A 17,349-nucleotide genomic window follows, 5' to 3' on the forward strand; every position below is an offset into this window, starting at 1 on the left:
AGCGCCCCCTGCCGAGAGGCAGGGGGCGCTTCGTCCATGCGGCGGACGGCTACTTGGCCTTCTTCTCCGTGTCGCCCGAGAGCGCGGCGATAAACGCCTCCTGAGGGACTTCGACGCGGCCGACCATCTTCATGCGCTTCTTGCCCTCCTTCTGCTTCTCGAGCAGCTTGCGCTTGCGGGTGATGTCGCCGCCGTAGCACTTGGCGAGCACGTCCTTCCGCATCGCGCGGATGGACTCGCGGGCGATGATCCGCGCGCCGATGGCCGCCTGGATCGGCACCTCGAACTGCTGGCGCGGGATGAGCTCCCGGAGGCGGCCCGTCATCAGAACGCCGTACGCGTAGGCCTTGTCGCGGTGCACGATGGCGCTGAACGCGTCCACCTGCTCGCCCTGCAGCAGGATGTCGACCTTCACGAGGTCGGAGTCCTGCGAGCCTGCGGGCTCGTAGTCGAGCGACGCGTAGCCGGCCGTCTTGCTCTTCAGGTTGTCGAAGAAGTCGAACACGATCTCGCCGAGCGGCATCGTGTAGCGGATCTCCACCCGGTCCTCGCCGAGGTACTCCATGCCGAGGAGGATGCCGCGCCGCGACTGGCACAGCTCCATGATCGTGCCGACGTAGTCCTTGGGCGCGAGGATCGCGGCCTTCACGACGGGCTCGGAGACGCTGACGATCTTGCCGCCCGGGAACTCGCTCGGGTTCGTGACCGTGACGGTCTTCTTGTCCTCGCTGGTGACCTCGTAGATCACGGACGGGGCGGTCGTGATGAGGTCGAGGCCGAACTCGCGCGACAGGCGCTCGGTGATGATCTCGAGGTGCAGCAGGCCGAGGAACCCGCAGCGGAAGCCGAAGCCGAGCGCGACGGAGGTCTCGGGCTCGTAGACGAGCGCGGCGTCGGAGAGCTTGAGCTTGTCGAGCGCGTCGCGGAGGTCGGGGTAGTCGGATCCGTCGATCGGGTAGAGGCCCGAGAAGACCATGGGCAGCGGCTCGGTGTAGCCGGGCAGCGCCTCGGTCGCGGGGCGCGCGGCGGTGGTGACGGTGTCGCCGACCTTCGACTGGCGTACGTCCTTCACGCCCGTGATGAGGTAGCCGACCTCGCCGACGCCCAGGCCGTCAGACGGCGTGGGCTCGGGCGAGCTGACGCCGATCTCGAGGATCTCGTGGGTGGCGCGCGTCGACATCATCGAGATCTTCTCGCGCGGGCTGAGCTTGCCGTCGATCATGCGGACGTAGGTGACCACGCCGCGGTAGGCGTCGTAGACCGAGTCGAAGATCATCGCGCGCGCGGCCGCGTCGGGGTCGCCGACGGGCGCGGGGATCGTGCGGGAGACGCGGTCGAGGAGGTCCTCCACGCCGGCGCCCGTCTTGCCGGAGACACGCAGCACGTCGGAGGGGTCGCCGCCGATGAGCGAGGCGAGCTCGGCCGCGTACTTGTCGGGATCGGCGGCCGGCAGGTCGATCTTGTTGAGCACCGGGATGATCGTCAGGTCGTTCTCGAGCGCGAGGTAGAGGTTCGCGAGCGTCTGGGCCTCGATGCCCTGCGCGGCGTCGACCAGGAGGATCGCGCCCTCGCACGCGGCGAGCGAGCGGGAGACCTCGTAGGAGAAGTCGACGTGGCCCGGGGTGTCGATCATGTTCAGCGCGTAGGTCTGCCCGTCGAGCTCCCACGGCATGCGCACGGCCTGGCTCTTGATGGTGATGCCGCGCTCGCGCTCGATGTCCATGCGGTCGAGGTACTGGGCGCGCATGGAGCGCGAGTCGACGACGCCCGTCATCTGCAGCATGCGGTCGGCCAACGTGGACTTGCCGTGGTCGATGTGGGCGATGATGCAGAAGTTGCGGATGGACGCGGGGTCGGTCGCGGCGGGCCGGAGGGCCTTCGTTGCTAGGGGGCTCACGCGTTCCTTAACGATGTGTCGACGGTGGGACGGGCACGACGATCATCCCACGGCGGGGCGAGCCGGATGCCCGGGAGGCCGCGCGAGGACCTCGGGATCTCAGAACCCGATGGCCGCGCCGCCGGGCAGCGCGTCGTCGAGGTCCGCGTCCTCCGTCTGCCCGAGGAGCGGCCGGACCAGCGGTCCCCCGTCGGAGCCCTGGACCGTCACGGCCTGCACCCCGACGGGGCGGGAGAAGGCCACGGCGCCCCCGGGCACGTCGAGGAAGTCCTGCGCGGAGTCGAGGTACGCGACCATGCGCGTACCCGACGGCAGGGCGGCCCGCTGCTCCTCGAGGGTGGCGCCCGGGCGCTGGACCTCGATGATGATCCGGCCGTCGACCTGCCAGCGCGCCGTCCCGGACGCAACCCGATCCACCCGCAGCTCGACGAGGACGGTGTCCCAGCGGGACCCCGCGGTGCCACCGGGCTGCGGGACGCGGGCGTCGCGCACGCGGACGACCGTGCCGACGACGACCGCGTCGCTCGCGGCGGCCATCGCCGTCGTGTCGGAGTACGGGTCGTAGTCGATCACGCCGTGGACGAATGCGCCGCGGGCGATGTCGACGTCGAAGGGCGCGTCGCCGACGGGCGCCGCCGGCGTGGGCGCGCGGCCCCCGCTCGGCCTGCCCACGAGGGCGGCGCCCACGACGGCGGCCGTGACGGCAGAGGCGGCCAGCCCCATGCAGAGCGCGCGACGTCGGGTCCAGCGCGCCGGTGATGCCCGGTGTGCGGTCGCGTACTCCTCGTCGGCGCGCGCCATGAGCAGCGCGCGTCCCCGATCGAGGGCGTCGTCCGTCACGGCCGGCGGATCGCCTCCCGCTCGCTCGATCGCGTCGAGCACCCGGTCATCCATCGTCCGCTCCGCTCCTCGCGCCCTGCGCGTCCTCGACGAGCGGACGCAGACGGCGCCTCGCCCGGTGCAGCCTGCTGCCGACCGTGCCTTCCGGGATGCCGAGCACACGGGCGATCCCGGCGTGGTCGAGTCCGCCCCACGCGTGCAGGAGGAGCACGTCGCGCTCGCGATCTGGCATCCGCGCGAGCTCCGCGCGGACGGCGTCGATCCCGCGAGCCGCGTCGAGCCGGTCCGACGCGGCGGCCTCGTCGTCCAGCGGCACCGATGCGTCGTGGAAGGCCGCCATGCCCCGGCGGGCATGAGCGTCGCTCCGTCGATGGCGGTGCAGCAGGTTCGTGGCGATGCCGAGCAGCCAGGGCAGCGCATCCGGGCGCTCGAGGTCGTAGGTCGTGCGCCGTTCGAAGGCGACGAGGAACGTCGAAGACATCACGTCATCCGCGGCCTGCATGCCGACCGCGCGCGCTGCGTACCGGTGCACGGTCGGCGCGTGCCGGTCGTACAGCTCGGCGAACGCCCGAGGGGTCGTCGACGACCGCTCGATGATGTCGCTGTCGGTGCTCACATCCGGTATCGCCCGGCGCGGGTCCGTGCTTTCACGCTCCATGACGTCCGGGCGTGTCGCGAGGGCTGTCGACGGACGCGGTGCGCGTCAGCGGCGCACGATGTCGTCGACGGCCGCGTCGAGCTCCGGCCAGCGGAAGCGGTAGCCCGCGGCCTCGAGCGTCTCCGGGACGACCCAGCGGCTCTTGAGGACGAGCTCCGGCTCCGTGCGGAACAGCCACATGCCGACCTCGAGCATCCACCGGTTCGCAGCCAGCCCGACGGGCATGCCGACGGCGCGGCGGAGGACCTTCATCAGTCGGCGGTTCGTGACCGGCGCGGGGCTGGACGCGTTGACCGGGCCCTCGAGCGACGCGGTGTCGCGCACGAAGCGGATGATGCCGACCAGGTCGTCGATGTGCAGCCAGCTGAAGACCTGGCGGCCGTGGGTGGGCTGGTGGACGTGGTGGGCGCCGGCGCGGATCCGGGACGGGCGTCCGGGGAAGCGCCCGTCGAGCTGCGGACCGCCGAGGCCGAAGCGCGCGAGGCCGAGGAGCGGCTGCAGCGCGCCGTCGCGGCCGAGCACGATCGCGATGCGGAGCGCCACGCGGCGGGTGGCCGGCAGGTCGGGGGCGAAGAACGCGCGCTCCCACGCGCGGCCGACCGACGGGGAGAAGTCGTCGCCGAGCTCGCCCGTCGACTCGGTCTGCGGACGGTCGGTCGCGTGCCGGTAGACGGTGGCGGTGGAGGCGTTGATCCACACCGGCACGGGCCGCGCGCTGTCGGCGACGGCACGTGCCAGCTCAGCCGTCGTCTCCACGCGCGAGAGCAGGATCTCCCGGCGGTTCGCGGCGCCGTACCGGCAGTTGACGCTCTTGCCCGCCAGGTTCACGAGGAGGTCGGCGCCGTCGACGATGCGGCGGATCCCGTCCTCGTCGCCCCAGCGCGCGTCCGCGCCCGAGCGGCCGATCGTGAGCACCCGGTAGCCCTCGTCGGACAGCTCGCGCACGAGCACTTGCCCGATGAAGCCCGACGCGCCCGCGACGACCGCGATGCGGGCCGAGGCCTCCCCCGCGGCGTCGCTCATGCGCCGAAGCGCGTGCGTCGCTCGACCGTGGTGCCCTGGCCGTCGGCCCACGTGTAGACCGTGTCGCCGCCGATGATGACGTGCTCGGCGCGCGACCGCACGTCGAGCGGGTCGCCCGACCAGATCACGACGTCGGCGTCGAGGCCGGGCGTGAGGGCGCCCACGCGGTGGTCGAGGCGGAGGATCATGGCCGGGTTCGCCGTGATGGCGCGGAGCGCGACGTCGGCGGGCAGGCCGTCCTTCACCGCGAAGGACGCCTGGTGCACGAGGAAGTCGATGGGCACGACGGGCGCGTCGGTCGTGATCGCGACGAGGACGCCGGCGCGGTGCAGGGCCGCGAGGTTCGCCACGGCGCGGTCGCGCAGCTCGACCTTGGAGCGCGAGGTGATCATCGGGCCGAAGATGACGGGGATCCCGCGCTCGGCGAGCACGTCGGCGATCTTGTCGCCCTCGGTGCCGTGGTTGACGACGAGGCGGTAGCCGAACTCGTCGGCCAGGCGGATCGCGGTGGCGATGTCGTCGTGGCGGTGGGTGTGCTGATCCCAGGCGAGCTCGCCGTCGAGGACGCGCACGAGCGTCTCCTTGCCGAGGTCGCGCGAGAAGGGCGTGCCCTCCTTCTCCGCGTGGTCGCGGGCGGCGCGGTAGTCCTCGGCGTCGCGGAAGGCGCGGCGGATCACCATGGCGACACCCAGGCGCGTCGACGGCGTCTTGCCCTTGTCGCCGTACACGCGCTTCGGGTTCTCGCCGAGCGCGCTCTTCACGCTGACGGAGTCGCTCACGAGCTGCTCGTCGATCGTGCGACCGCCCCACGACTTGATGGCGACGGACTGGCCGCCGATCGGGTTGCCCGAGCCGGGCTTGACGACGATGGTCGTGACGCCGCCCTTGAGCGCGTCGCGGAAGCCCTCGTCGTCGATGTCGATGGCGTCGATCGCCCGCACCGAGCTCATGTCGGGGTCGGTCATCTCGTTGGTGTCGTTGCCCGCGGGGCCGTTGGCCTCCTCGTGGATGCCGACGTGGCCGTGCGCCTCGACGAAGCCGGGGAGCACCCAGCGTCCGCTCGCGTCGATCACGGTGGCGCCCTCGGGGACATCGACGTCGCCGGCCTGGCCGACCGCGGCGACGAGGCCGTCGCGGAGGAGGACGGTGCCGCCGGGGATGGGAGCGCCGTCGACGGGGACGACGTGGCCGCCGACGATCGCGGTGACGGAGGAGGCGGAGGCGCGGACGGGATCGGCGCTGTCGGAGATGGGCATGATCCGAGCCTAGGACGCGGGCGCGGCGCGGCCATGCGACGGGCGGGGCGCGCCGACGCGGGGTGTCGGTACGCTCGCGTGATGGGCATCCCCGACTTCGTCGTCTCCCTCCGCGAGCGGATCGGCACCACTCCCCTGTGGCTCTCGGGCGTCACCGCCGTGATCCTCGACGGCCCGCGCGTCCTCCTCGTCCGGCGCGGCGACACCGGCGCGTGGGCTCCCGTGACGGGGATCCTCGATCCCGGCGAGGAGCCGGCCGTGGCCGCTTGGCGCGAGGCGCAGGAGGAGACCGGCGTGACCGTGGAGGTGGAGCGGCTGGTGGGAGTCGGCACGACGGGCGAGATCACCTACCCCAACGGCGACCGCGCCAGCTACCTCGACCTGACGTTCCGCTGCCGCTACGCGTCGGGCGAGGCGCGCGTCAACGACGACGAGTCGCTCGAGGTGGCCTGGTGGCCCGTGGACGCGCTGCCGGACATGTCCGCCGACTTCCTCGCGCGGATCCGGAACGCGCTCGACGACGAACCGGAGACCCGCTTCGTGCGTCCCGGCGACGACCTCCCCGGCCACGACCACGACGCGCGGGGCTCCGCCGCCTGATTTCCGGGCCTGGACCTGGTATCGTCGCCTGTTGGCTTGCGTGTGATCCTCCCCGATCACGCGGTATCGCCGCAGGCGCCCTCTCTCGCTGAGCGGCAACTCATACGACGACAATTCGAACGGAAGACATAACACGTGGCAAACATCAAGTCGCAGATCAAGCGCATCGGCACCAACAAGAAGGCCCAGGAGCGCAACAAGGCCGTCAAGAGCGAGCTGAAGACGGCCATCCGCTCCGTCAAGACCGCCATCTCCGCGGGCGACAAGGACGCGGCCGTCAAGGCCGTCAGCCTCGCCGGCAAGAAGCTCGACAAGGCCGCCAGCAAGGGCGTCATCCACAAGAACCAGGCCGCGAACCGCAAGGGCGCGATCGCCAAGCAGGTCGCCAAGATCGGCTGACCTCCCCTGGTGTGATCGACGGGCCCCGCGCATCGCGCGGGGCCCGTCGTCGTACCCGGGTGCGGGTCGCGGGCCTGCCGGTCGACCGCGACGGCGGCGACGGCGACGACCGTCAGTCGCGACCGCGGGAGGCGACGGTGCGCACCATGCGCTCCAGCGAGTACACCGGATCCCGCCCGCCGCCCTTGACCTGCGCGTCCGCCTCGGCGAGGGCCTCGACGGCGCGGCCGAGGCCGGCGTCGTCCCATAACTGCAGGTCGCGCCGGGCCCGGTCGACCTGCCACGGCGCCATGCCGAGCTTCGACGCCAGCTGTCCCGACGCGCCGGAGACGCCCGACACCTTCGCCATCGTGCGGATCTTCATGGCGAAGGCGGCGATGAGCGGCACCGGGTCAGCGCCCGAGGTGAGCGCGTGGCGGAGCAGGACGAGGGCCTCGCCGCTGCGACCCGCGATGGCGGAGTCGGCCACCGCGAAGGCGTTGATCTCGACGCGGCCGCCGTAGTACTGGTCGACCGTGACCTCGGTGATCTCGTGCGCGGTGTCCGAGATGAGCTGCTGGCACGCCGACGCGAGCTCGCTCACGTCGTCCTGGAACGCCGCCACGAGCTGCCGCACGGCGCCCGGCGTGATGGAGCGCTTCGCCGCCCGGAACTCGGCGACGGCGAAGTCGTGCTTCTCGCTGTCCTTCTTGAGCTCGGCGCACACGACCTCGATGCCGCCGCCCTGGCCCGAGCGCACCGCGTCGAGCAGCTTCTTGCCGCGCACTCCCCCGGCATGCCGCAGCACGACGTACGTGTTGTCGGCCGGCTGCTCGAGGTACGCGACGGCGTCGAGCAGGAACTGGTCCGAGCACTTCTCCACGTTCACGACCCGGATGAGCCGCGGCTCCGCGAACAGCGACGGGCTCGCCAGCGTGATGAGCTCGCCGGGCGCGTAGGAGTCGGCCTCGATGTCGGAGACCTCGATGCGGGGATCCTCCGCCGTGAGGATGTCGCGCAGGCGCCGCATCGCCCGGTCGGCGAGGAGGGCCTCCGTGCCCGACACGAGGACGACGGCCGCCGGCCGCACCGCGTCCCACGCGAGCTGCGGGATGGCCGCGGAGGGCTTCGCCGCCGTGGTGCGGGACGTCCTGGTCGCCATGCGGGTCCTTCCGGGAGGTGCGGGATGCGGATGCGGATGCGGGATGCGGAGTGCGAGGGACGGGGTGCGGGGCCGTGCGCCGGGCGAGACGGGGTCGGGCGGATCCAGGTTAGCCGTCGGGTGGGACATCGCCCGGCCAGGCGACGACGGCCGGAGCGCGCCGCGGTGGCCGCGGACGACCGAGCGCCACCACGGCGACGACCAGGGCGGTCGCGACCACGAGCGCGATGACGCCTGCCGGCCCCGCCGCCCACGGCACGTGCCCCGCGGGAAGGTGGGACACGACGGAGGCGACCGCGGCGATCCACGACGCGGGCAGCCACGCGAGCCGCAGCACGAGGACGCCCGCTGCCGGCCACATCGGGAGGACGACGCAGGCGACGAGTCCGCCGATGGTGGCGGGCGCGGCGGCGGGCTCGGCCAGGATGTTGGCGAGCACCCCGTGCACGGGCAGGCCGGGTTGCAGCACGAGGAGCACCGGCTGGCACGCCACCTGCGCCGCGACCGGGATCGCCAATGCCTCGGCCAGGCGGCGCGGCATGTGGCGCGCCAGGCGGTCCGCGAGCGGGGGCGCCAGCACGAGCAGCCCGGCCGTCGCCAGCACGCTCAGGGCGAAGCCGAGGTCGCGCGCGAGCCAGGGATCGCCGGTGAGCAGGACGACCACGGCCACCGCCAGCGCGGGCAGACCGCGGGACGGCCGACCGGATGCGGTGGAGACGATGAGCACGGCGGCCATGACGGCGGCCCGCAGCACGCTGGGCTGCGGCGTCACCAGGATCACGAACGCGCCGAGGGCCGCCAGCGCCGCGACGGCCCGCGCTGGTCGACGCATCCCGACGGCGGCCGCCAGGGCGAGCACGAGCCCCACGATGACCGCGCAGTTCGCCCCGGAGACGGCCGTGAGGTGCGTCAGCGAGCTGTCCTTCATGGTCTGCGCGAGGTCCGGGCCCACCGCGGACACGTCGCCGATCGCGAGGCCGGGCAGCAGCTGCGCTCCCGGTCCGCGGAGGTCGGTCGCGGCGTCGGCGAGACCTGCGCGGAGGTGGTCGGCGACGCCGAGCGGGCCGGCGGGAGCGCCCGTGGGCTCGGGCGCGCCGCGGGCGAGGAGGAGGTACGCGGCCCGGTCGGCCGGATCCGCGGGCCGGACGGCGGCGCTCACCCGCACCACCGTCCCCACCCCGAGGCGGGCGCTCCCGGATCCGTCGTGCTGGTCGTCGGCGCCCGTGGCGAAGACCACGACCGGCAGGGGCCGGCAGTTGGATCCTGCGGTCGACGGTCCGACCGCCGGCCTCGCGGCCGACGTGGATGGCGGTGAGGTGGGCGACCAGACGCACCCGGTGGGGGCGGCCGGATCCGCTCCCGGAGTGCGCGCCCATCGGGGCCGGAGGCTCGTCGACGACCGCGTCGGCGACCACCATGCCGTCCGCGTGCGCCGCGGCCTCGAGGACCTCCGGGTGGCGCGACGGCTCGCGGGCGGCGGCGGCGCCGAGCAGCATGGCCGTCACCCCGGCGGCGACCGCCAGAGCGGCCGCACCTCGGCGCATCCGCACAGCGGACGCTCGCGCTCGGGGCCGTCCCCGCTGACGATGGACGCGCGGCCCGGCGTGCGCGGATCCCGTCACGGTGGGACGCGTCCTTGAGCGCGCGGCCGATCGGATCGCGATCCCGGCGGACACCAGCGCCACCGACGCGGCGACGACGGCCGCGACCCCGGACGCACCGCGGACGCCGATCGCGACCGCCGAGGTCGTCCAGCCGACGGCGGCGGGGATCGCCAGTCGGAGGTCGACCTGCGGCCCGGCCGATCCCCACGGCCTCCGGGCCGCCCGACCCGACCCGGCGCCCGCACGCACCTCCCCCATCACACCCGCACCAGCGGCGTGAGCGACGCGAGCGTGCGGTCGCCGATGCCGGGCACGCGGCCGAGGTCGGCGACGCGGGCGAAGCGGCCGTGCGCGGACCGCCACGCGATGACGCGCGCGGCCAGGGACGGTCCGACGCGCGGGAGCGTCTCCAGCTGCTCCGCGGTGGCGGTGTTGAGGTCCACGGGCGCTGACGGGGTCGCGGTCCCCCCCCCGGCGGCGCCGCCCGCGCCGGCCGCGCCCGACGGGGCAGGTGCCGCGGACGCCTCGCCCTGGCGGGGGACGACGAGCTGCTCGCCGTCGGAGAGGACGCGCGCCAGGTTCACGCCCGCGGTGTCCGCCCCGTCGGCGAAGCCGTGCGCGGCGGTCAGTGCGTCGACCACGCGGCTCCCCGGCGCGAGGGGGTAGAGGCCCGGGGAGACGACCGCGCCGACGACGTGCACGTAGATGGGCGTCCGCGCGCCGTCGGCGGATCCGCCCGTCCCGCCCGTCTCACCGGTCGCGTCGCCTGCGGCGCCTGGGTCCCCAGCCCCGGAGTCCCCGGATGCGTCGCCGTCCGCGGAGTCGCTGGCCGCGCCGGCGTCCGAGCTCGCATGCGTCGCCGAGCTCGGATGCGCGACGGCGGGAGCCGTCGGGGACGCCTGGCTGGCCGACTGGACGGCGGTGACCAGGATCGTCACCACGAGCGCGGCGCCGACCAGCACGACCGCCGCCCCGATGCCGACGCGGAGCCGGACGCGCACCCGCTGACCGGGCGGCGGATGCGCACCGTCGGGCGCGGGCGGCGCCGCGATGCCGCCGTCGGCCTCCTCGTCGTCGCGTGGCGGTGGCGATGGCCGCGCGTCGTCGGAGGGCCAGGCCGCGTCGGGCTCCCATCCGTCGTCCGCCCATCCCGGCCGCTCGGGGGCATCGGGTCCGGGACGGGGACGGCGGAGGGGGCGCATGCGGGCACGGTAGGCGGCGCGCGGGGACGCCCGGGCCCCGCGCCCGGTTCTGGGGATCGCCGTCACGGATCCGCCCTGGGATGGAGCGAGGGCGGCCCGTCGCCGGACCGCCCTCGACTTCACCGCGCCATCGGGTGGCCGCGCCCTCAGGGGGCGGGGGCCGTGGTGATGCTCACGATCTTGGGCGCGCGGACGATGCGGTACGTCTTCAATCACGTGTCAACGATGTCTGCGGCTGCAGAGGTAAGTTCGAAGTTCCTTGCGTCCCGTAAATCTACAAGACAGGAATGTCTTCAGCCTTTCAGTGGGGTAGCCCTTAAACTCCTTAAGGCACTCGCGATACATGCGCTGTCCGGTGCCTCAGAGTCAAGGACCTCCCCCGCTCCTGCACTGAAGTGCATGACACCATTGCGAACGTTTTTTACTTCTGTGAGTAGGTCAAGACAGACCTTTTGATCCAATGATATACCGGCTGCCTTCCAGACGTCCGCGTCCTGAAGTGCATGAATATATTCTCCAAAGCTCATATCAATGGCGCCCCGAAAATCGGTCGCGTTACGCCGATTCGGCGTCAATCGCCCTTGTAGGCGCGGAATGGGAGATTTGTCGAGAAGGATGCGCAAGCGCGTCTCAATCTCTTGTAACTGAATATAGATGCCCGCGGACGAGTGGAATGCCTGCGCCAGATCGCTTGCCGTGATAATTCCATCGACCCGTCCATCCGGAGCGCGATAGAAGAGGAACTCTTTGTCAATAATGCTGATAACGTGATCAAGGAAGTCGTCGGATGAAGATGCGACATGGCTCCTCGGTCCTTGAATGTCCGCGGCTTTTGCCAGATTCAGGTCACCACGGTACTGAGCGATGCTCTGCCAAGTGATGACCCCGTGCATATTTTTCTTGTCGTTGCTCAGGACTGGCACCTGAGAGATGTCCTTCATGATCATGAGGGTCTGCACTTTGACGGCCGGCATTTCTAGACCACAAGAGATCAGACCGTCGTACTCACCGACGAAGGCTGAGACAGGCAGAGCGGTGACAGTTTTGGGTTGAGGAATTTTATCGCGAGGGTCGTAAATAACGACGTCACCATAGTAGTCTGCATTTTCAATTTCTGGCTCGCAAATTAGTCCATTGGACTTCAGTCGGTCATTAATTTGCTTATTCACTACCGCGCCACGGCGCGCATTCCCATTTAGGTGAATGAGTCGCTTAGTTGGCATTATCCAAGGCTTCCCCTTCTTTACAAGCGTGAGAAAGTCGTTCAGGTTTTTTATCTGCTCACCTTCGAACATATCTTTCGTGAACTCTTGCGGTTGAATGACCGGCGTCGTAGTCGTCATTAGTTTCCCTGGGCTGGGTGGCGGTGACACCGAACATCAAATCAGGATGGTCGAGTCTTGGATCGTATGTCAAACCTAGCCATCAACTGCTGGGAGAGTAGACCCTAGAACGGGGGTGTTTTAAGCGGCACCCAAACCCTGCACTAGGAGCGCATTATAATTTTCGTGATAGTCTCGAGAATTTCACGCATCCCAGTTGGGGAGAAAAACTGCTACAGTATTTGATCACTTGGGTCGTGTAGATAAAGTTGCGGAGTTGCATGCCCTGGTTTTATCGGAACGCGTGTTGTAATCAACGTCATGCTCAGTAGGGGCGCATACCCGGCCGCCAGAGTGCATTTGTCATTCGAGGCGCCCCCTCAGGGAGCGGGGGTCGTGGTGATGCTCACGATCTTGGGCGCGCGGACGATGACCTTGTCGATCGTGCGCCCCGCGGTGGATCGCCTGACGCCCGCGGTCTCGCGCGCGAGGGCCTCGAGCTCGTCCGCCCCGATCTTCGCGTCGACCTCGAGCTTGTCGCGCACCTTGCCGTCGACCTGCACGACGGCCGTGACCGTGGTCTGCACGAGCAGGTTGCGGTCGGCCTTGCGCCAGCCCGCGAAGGCCACCGAGCCCTCGCGACCGAGGCGCTTCCACATGTCCTCCGCGGTGTACGGCGCGAACAGGCTCAGCGCGACGGCCACGACCTCCGTCGCCTCGCGCACCGCCGCGTCGCCGCCGCCCGGACCCTGGTCGATGGTCTTGCGGATCGCGTTGACCAGCTCCATCGTGCGCGCGATGACGACGTTGAACTTGAACGCCTCGAGCATGCCGGGCGCCTCGGCGAGGAACCGGTGGGTGACGCGGCGGAGAGCTTCGTCCCCCGTCTTCCACTCGACCTCGGGCGCACTCGTGATGTCGCCCGTGAGGCGCCACGCCCGCGCCAGGAACTTGGCGGAGCCGGACGGGGAGACGTCCTCCCAGTCGATGTCGTCCTCCGGCGGGCCGGCGAACGCCATCGTCAGGCGGATGGCGTCGACGCCATGGCGGTCCATCTCGGATCCGAGGTCGACGCCGCCCTTGCTCTTCGACATCTTGCTGCCGCCGGAGAGCACCATGCCCTGGTTGAGCAGCGCGCTGAACGGCTCGGTGAAGGTGACGTAGCCGAGGTCGAACAGCACCTTCGTGATGAAGCGCGAGTACAGCAGGTGCAGGATGGCGTGCTCCACGCCGCCCACGTACTGGTCGATGGGCGCCCAGCGGTCGGCGTCGGCCGGGTCGAACGCCTTCGTGGCGTCGTTCGGCGACAGGAAGCGCAGCCAGTACCAGGAGCTGTCCATGAACGTGTCCATGGTGTCAGGGTCGCGCGTGGCGGGGCTGCCGTCGACGGGACTCGGCACGTTCGACCACGCGGTGGCCGCCGCGAGGGGCGACTTGCCCTTCGGCGTGAGGTCGAGCCCCTCGGTGTCGGGCAGGCGCACGGGCAGCTGGTCCTCGGGCACGCGGATCTCGCTGCCCTCGGCGTCGTAGACGATGGGGATGGGCGTGCCCCAGAAGCGCTGGCGGGAGATGAGCCAGTCGCGCAGACGGTAGTTCTTCGCGGCGCGGCCGCGGCCCTCCGCCTCGAGCTGCTCGATGACGCGCTTGATGGCGGGCTGCTTGCTCAGCCCGTTGAGGGATCCGGAGTTGATGAGGCGGCCCTCGCCGGGCAGCGCGACGCCCGTGCGACCGGGCAGCACCTCCTCGAGGTCCGGCAGCTCGCCGTCCTCGGGGATGATGCGGATGGCGCCCGTGACGGGCTGCGTGGTGTCGACCACCACGCGCACCGGCAGGTCGAAGGCGCGCGCGAAGTCGAGGTCGCGCTGGTCGTGCGCGGGGACGGCCATGACCGCGCCCGTGCCGTAGTCGGCGAGCACGTAGTCGGCTGCCCAGACGGGGATCCGCTCGCCGTTGACCGGGTTGATCGCCGTGAGGCCGAGCGGGATGCCGGTCTTCGGGCGGTCGGTGGTGGATCGCTCGATCTCGTTGAGGCGCTGCGTGCGCTCCAGGTAGCCGCGGAACGACTCGCGGACCTCCTCCGACGCGCCCTCCACGAGCTCGGCCGCGAGGTCGCTGTCGGGCGCGACGACCATGAAGGTCGCGCCGTGCAGCGTGTCCGGGCGCGTGGTGAAGACCGTGACGGGCTCGTCGCGACCCTCGACGACGAAGTCGACCTCGGCGCCGATCGAGCGGCCGATCCAGTTGCGCTGCATGCTGAGGACCTTGGCGGGCCACGTGCCCTCGAGCTGGTTGAGGTCGTCGACGAGGCGGTCGGCGTAGTCGGTGATGCGCAGGTACCACTGCGTGAGCTTCTTCTTGACGACCACGGCACCCGAGCGGTCGGACGTGCCGTCGGGCAGGACCTGCTCGTTAGCGAGCACCGTCTGGTCCACCGGGTCCCAGTTGACCCAGCTGTCCTTGCGGTAGGCGAGGCCCTTCTCGTGCATCTTGAGGAACAGCCACTGGTTCCACCGGTAGTACTCGGGGTCGCTCGTGTGCAGCTCGCGCTCCCAGTCGAAGGAGAGGCCGTAGCGCTTCATCGACTGCTTCTGCGTCTCGATGTTGGCGTAGGTCCACTCGCGCGGGTCGACGCCGCGCTTGATGGCGGCGTTCTCGGCGGGCAGGCCGAAGGAGTCCCAGCCGATGGGGTGCAGCACGTTGAAGCCCTGCTGACGCCAGTAGCGCGCGACCGCGTCGCCGAGCGCGAACGCCTCCGCGTGACCCATGTGCAGGTCGCCCGAGGGGTACGGGAACATGTCGAGGATGTACTTGCGGGGGCGGCTGTCGCTCGCGTCCGGCGTGCGGAACGGCTGCTCGCGCTCCCAGACCTCCGACCACTCGGCCTCGATGGCGCGGAAGTCGTAGGTCTCGCCGGGGGTGTCGGGGGTCTCGTGTGCCAAGGGCGCTCTCGATTCGATGCGGGGGTCGCGGCCGTGAAGGCCTCGACAAGACTAGTGAACGCGCGGGGCCCGTCCCGAACGGGTGGGAGGGGTCCGGATCAGGCCGGGTGGGGCGCCCTGGGGAGGGGCGGGCCCGGTGACTCCACGTGATCGCGAAGGGACGGGACGTGACCCGCGCGGAGGGCGGCCAGGAGCGGCGCCGCCTTCACGCGCACCTCGTCGAGCTCCTCCTCGGGGACGGACAGCGCGGTGATCCCGCCCCCGGCACCGACCGTGGCGCGGCCGTCCGTGACGACGACCGAGCGGATCACCATGGCGAGGTCGACGCGGCCGTCGTCGCCGAACCATCCGAACGCGCCCGCGTAGACGCCGCGGGGTCCGCCCTCGAGCGCCCGGAGGATGCCGACGGCGGCGGACTTCGGGGCGCCCGTCATGGATCCCGCCGGGAACAGGGCCCGCACGGCGTCGAGGGCGGACACGCCGGGCGCGAGCTCCCCCTCGACGCGGCTCACGAGCTGGTGCACCTGCGCGTAGGCCTCCACGGCGAACAGGCTCGTGACCCGGACGGATCCGAGCACGCAGACGCGGCTGAGGTCGTTGCGCATGAGGTCGACGATCATGACGTTCTCCGCACGCTCCTTGTCGCTCGCGAGGAGCTCGGCGCGTGCGCGGACGTCGGCCGCGGGATCCGCGTGGCGGGGGCGCGTGCCCTTGATGGGCATGGTGCGCAGCGTCCCGCGCGCGTCGACCTCGACGAAGCGCTCGGGCGACGCGCTGACCAGCGCCGTCGAGCCCACCCGCAGGAAGGCGCCGTGGTGCGTCGGGCTCAGGGTGCGGAGGGCGAGGTGCACGCGGACCGGGTCGACGCGGCCCGGGACGGACGCGCTGTTGGTGAGGCACAGCTGGTACGCGTCGCCGCGGCGGATGGACTCCTGGCAGGAGCGGATCAGGTCGAGGTACGCGGCGTCGTCATGGCGCCAGACGGGGGATGCGGGGACGTCGTCGCCGGCATGGGCGGCCGGGGCGCGAGCGCCGGATGAGGTGACGCGGGCCATCTCCTCCTCCACGGCGAGCGGCCACGCGTCCCCCGCTCGCGCGACGGCCCAGACCTCACCCGCCGCGTGGTCGAAGGCGAGGAGACGGTCGACGCGGATGGCAGCGGCCGGCACGGAGGCGTCGACCTCGGGTGCGCTCGGCGGGGCGTGATGCAGCGGCACAGTCTCGCTCCAGGCGTCGTGCGGGATCCAGCCGACGAGGCCCAGGCGGAAAGCCAGGCCGTCCGGGAGCGCGTCGACCTCGACGTCGACCTCGGAGGGGGCGGAGGGTGTCGCGGCGGACGCGGGCAGCAGCTCCGCCAGCCCCGCAAAGACGCCGTGGGGCCACTCAGCGACCGTGCCCGCCGACACCGCCAGGTAGCTCCAGCCCTCCCCCGCCGAGTCGTCGAGCCAGGCCACGTCGCCGGCCGACTCCGCGGCGAAGAGGGCGAGGAAGACCGACTCCGGGTCGTGCCATCCCGCCAGCCGCCGCCCGATGACCGGCCGCGCGGCGCGCGCCTCGCCCTCGTGCATGGTCGGCCTCCCGGTGTCGTGAGCGCACCCGGCGGCCGCCTAGCCTCAAGGGTATGAGTTCCGAGACGATCCTCCGGTGGACCGCGGCGGGCTGGGCGGCGGAGGCCGCGGATCCCGCCGGTGGAGGAGCCGAGGAGCCTCGACCGGCCGGCCACCGGGTGCTCGCAGCCGACTCGTTCCTCGTCGAGGAAGGCCGCGTGCTCGCGCTCGACGTGCACCGCCAGCGGTTCCTGGCCTCGCTGCGCCTGCAGTCGGCGGCCGTGCCGGATCCCGCCGCCTTCCTCGACGCCGCGGTGCGGGTGCTTCCCCGCGACGGCGCGTGGTTCCCGCGCGTGGAGGCGCTGCGCGGTCCCGACGGCGACGTCGCGAGGCTCCTCATCCGGCCCGCGCCGGAGCGCACGGCCTTGGTGGTGCTCCGCGATCACGACGGCCCGGATCCGCGCACGATGCCGCGCGTCAAGGGACCCGATCTGCACGCGCTCGGCGCCCTGCGCAGCCGCGCGGCCCGGTTCGGCGCGGGCGAGGCGGTGATCCTCGCGGACGACGGCACGATCGTGGAGGGCGCCTACAGCGCGATCCTGTGGTGGCACGGCGACGCCCTCGCCGTCGTCGAGGGCGACGTGCCGCGGATCCCGAGCGTCACGGAGCGCAGCATCGTCGCCCTCGCGACGGCCCTCGGTATCGACGTGCTGCACGAGCGGGCGCGGCCCTCGGACCTCGACGGCCGCGAGGTCTGGGCCGTCAGCGCGCTGCACGGGATCCGCCTGGTGCGCGGGTGGATTGACGGCCCGGCCACCGCGGCCGAGCCCGGCCGGGTGCGGGCCTGGCGCACGCGGCTGGACGCGCTGCGGCGCGAGCTGCCCGCGGGCTGAGGCGCGCTCGCCCCGGGCTCGCGGGGCC

15 protein-coding genes are annotated in these 17,349 nt (G+C 71.7%); 4 read left to right on the top strand and 11 right to left on the bottom strand.

Features of this window, described 5'->3' with window-relative positions; all coding sequences use genetic code 11:
* Positions 1-49: 49 nt before the first annotated feature.
* From lepA to CMS_RS08670, 5 genes are all read right to left on the bottom strand, one after another.
* Positions 50-1,897 carry a translation elongation factor 4 gene (gene lepA / locus CMS_RS08650; protein ID WP_012299095.1) on the bottom strand — a complete coding sequence of 616 codons (1,848 nt, stop codon included), beginning with the start codon at positions 1,895-1,897 and terminating at the stop codon, positions 50-52.
* 99 nt (positions 1,898-1,996) lie between these two features.
* Positions 1,997-2,737, bottom strand: coding sequence for a hypothetical protein (locus tag CMS_RS08655; RefSeq protein ID WP_133064084.1), 741 nt, complete (start codon positions 2,735-2,737; stop codon positions 1,997-1,999).
* Between the two features lie 46 nt (positions 2,738-2,783).
* Positions 2,784-3,353, bottom strand: a complete 570-nt coding sequence (locus CMS_RS08660; protein WP_198433861.1) for an RNA polymerase sigma factor — start codon at positions 3,351-3,353, stop codon at positions 2,784-2,786.
* Positions 3,354-3,440: 87 nt separating this feature from the next.
* Positions 3,441-4,418, bottom strand: a complete 978-nt coding sequence (locus tag CMS_RS08665; protein ID WP_012299098.1) for an epimerase — start codon at positions 4,416-4,418, stop codon at positions 3,441-3,443.
* Positions 4,415-5,674 carry an amidohydrolase gene (locus CMS_RS08670; RefSeq protein ID WP_012299099.1) on the bottom strand — a complete coding sequence of 420 codons (1,260 nt, stop codon included), beginning with the start codon at positions 5,672-5,674 and terminating at the stop codon, positions 4,415-4,417. Before CMS_RS08670 ends, CMS_RS08665 begins: the two co-directional genes overlap by 4 nt.
* 81 nt (positions 5,675-5,755) lie before the next feature.
* On the opposite strand from CMS_RS08670, the gene CMS_RS08675 reads away from it, so the two are divergent.
* Complete coding sequence (locus tag CMS_RS08675; protein WP_041464558.1) at positions 5,756-6,274, top strand: NUDIX hydrolase; 519 nt, start codon at positions 5,756-5,758, stop codon at positions 6,272-6,274.
* A gap of 135 nt (positions 6,275-6,409) precedes the next feature.
* A complete protein-coding gene (gene rpsT, locus CMS_RS08680; RefSeq protein WP_012299101.1) occupies positions 6,410-6,673 on the top strand; it encodes a 30S ribosomal protein S20 in 264 nt (87 codons plus the stop codon).
* A gap of 112 nt (positions 6,674-6,785) precedes the next feature.
* On the opposite strand, the gene holA is transcribed toward rpsT, so the two are convergent.
* Positions 6,786-7,814: a DNA polymerase III subunit delta gene (gene holA, locus CMS_RS08685; protein ID WP_012299102.1), complete on the bottom strand. Its 1,029-nt coding sequence runs from the start codon at positions 7,812-7,814 to the stop codon at positions 6,786-6,788.
* A gap of 109 nt (positions 7,815-7,923) precedes the next feature.
* Positions 7,924-9,051, bottom strand: coding sequence for a ComEC/Rec2 family competence protein (locus tag CMS_RS17875; protein ID WP_223842613.1), 1,128 nt, complete (start codon positions 9,049-9,051; stop codon positions 7,924-7,926).
* 19 nt (positions 9,052-9,070) lie between these two features.
* Between CMS_RS17875 and CMS_RS17880 the strand changes: the two genes are divergently transcribed.
* Positions 9,071-9,454: a hypothetical protein gene (locus CMS_RS17880; protein WP_041464559.1), complete on the top strand. Its 384-nt coding sequence runs from the start codon at positions 9,071-9,073 to the stop codon at positions 9,452-9,454.
* Positions 9,455-9,675: 221 nt separating this feature from the next.
* Here the strand turns inward: CMS_RS17880 and CMS_RS08705 are convergent, their stop codons facing one another.
* The 4 genes from CMS_RS08705 to CMS_RS08715 all read right to left on the bottom strand — a co-directional run bounded on the left by CMS_RS08705 (position 9,676) and on the right by CMS_RS08715 (position 16,449).
* The gene (locus CMS_RS08705) at positions 9,676-10,620 is read right to left on the bottom strand and encodes a ComEA family DNA-binding protein (protein ID WP_223842614.1); all 945 of its coding nucleotides are present in this window, start codon (positions 10,618-10,620) and stop codon (positions 9,676-9,678) included.
* Between the two features lie 293 nt (positions 10,621-10,913).
* Entirely contained in the window at positions 10,914-11,963 is a 1,050-nt protein-coding gene (locus CMS_RS17125) for a CBS domain-containing protein (protein ID WP_012299104.1), read from the bottom strand.
* A gap of 359 nt (positions 11,964-12,322) precedes the next feature.
* Positions 12,323-14,881 carry a leucine--tRNA ligase gene (gene leuS, locus CMS_RS08710; RefSeq protein WP_012299105.1) on the bottom strand — a complete coding sequence of 853 codons (2,559 nt, stop codon included), beginning with the start codon at positions 14,879-14,881 and terminating at the stop codon, positions 12,323-12,325.
* Positions 14,882-14,979: 98 nt separating this feature from the next.
* Positions 14,980-16,449 carry an anthranilate synthase component I family protein gene (locus CMS_RS08715; RefSeq protein ID WP_012299106.1) on the bottom strand — a complete coding sequence of 490 codons (1,470 nt, stop codon included), beginning with the start codon at positions 16,447-16,449 and terminating at the stop codon, positions 14,980-14,982.
* A 53-nt stretch (positions 16,450-16,502) separates the two neighbouring features.
* Here CMS_RS08715 and CMS_RS08720 point away from each other — a divergent pair, with 53 nt between their 5' ends.
* Positions 16,503-17,321, top strand: coding sequence for an aminotransferase class IV (locus CMS_RS08720; RefSeq protein ID WP_041464561.1), 819 nt, complete (start codon positions 16,503-16,505; stop codon positions 17,319-17,321).
* Positions 17,322-17,349: the final 28 nt, after the last annotated feature.

The sequence above is a fragment of the Clavibacter sepedonicus genome, from assembly GCF_000069225.1.
GTDB classification, from domain to species: domain Bacteria; phylum Actinomycetota; class Actinomycetes; order Actinomycetales; family Microbacteriaceae; genus Clavibacter; species Clavibacter sepedonicus.

Coding starts and splice junctions, on each gene's coding strand:
- CMS_RS08665 (WP_012299098.1), bottom strand. CDS start 4,418: ATGAGCGACGCCGCGGGGGAGGCCTCGGCCCGCATCGCGGTCGTCGCG.
- CMS_RS08670 (WP_012299099.1), bottom strand. CDS start 5,674: ATGCCCATCTCCGACAGCGCCGATCCCGTCCGCGCCTCCGCCTCCTCC.
- CMS_RS08675 (WP_041464558.1), top strand. CDS start 5,756: ATGGGCATCCCCGACTTCGTCGTCTCCCTCCGCGAGCGGATCGGCACC.
- holA (WP_012299102.1), bottom strand. CDS start 7,814: ATGGCGACCAGGACGTCCCGCACCACGGCGGCGAAGCCCTCCGCGGCC.
- CMS_RS08705 (WP_223842614.1), bottom strand. CDS start 10,620: ATGCGCCCCCTCCGCCGTCCCCGTCCCGGACCCGATGCCCCCGAGCGG.
- CMS_RS17125 (WP_012299104.1), bottom strand. CDS start 11,963: ATGACGACTACGACGCCGGTCATTCAACCGCAAGAGTTCACGAAAGAT.
- CMS_RS08715 (WP_012299106.1), bottom strand. CDS start 16,449: ATGCACGAGGGCGAGGCGCGCGCCGCGCGGCCGGTCATCGGGCGGCGG.
- CMS_RS08720 (WP_041464561.1), top strand. CDS start 16,503: ATGAGTTCCGAGACGATCCTCCGGTGGACCGCGGCGGGCTGGGCGGCG.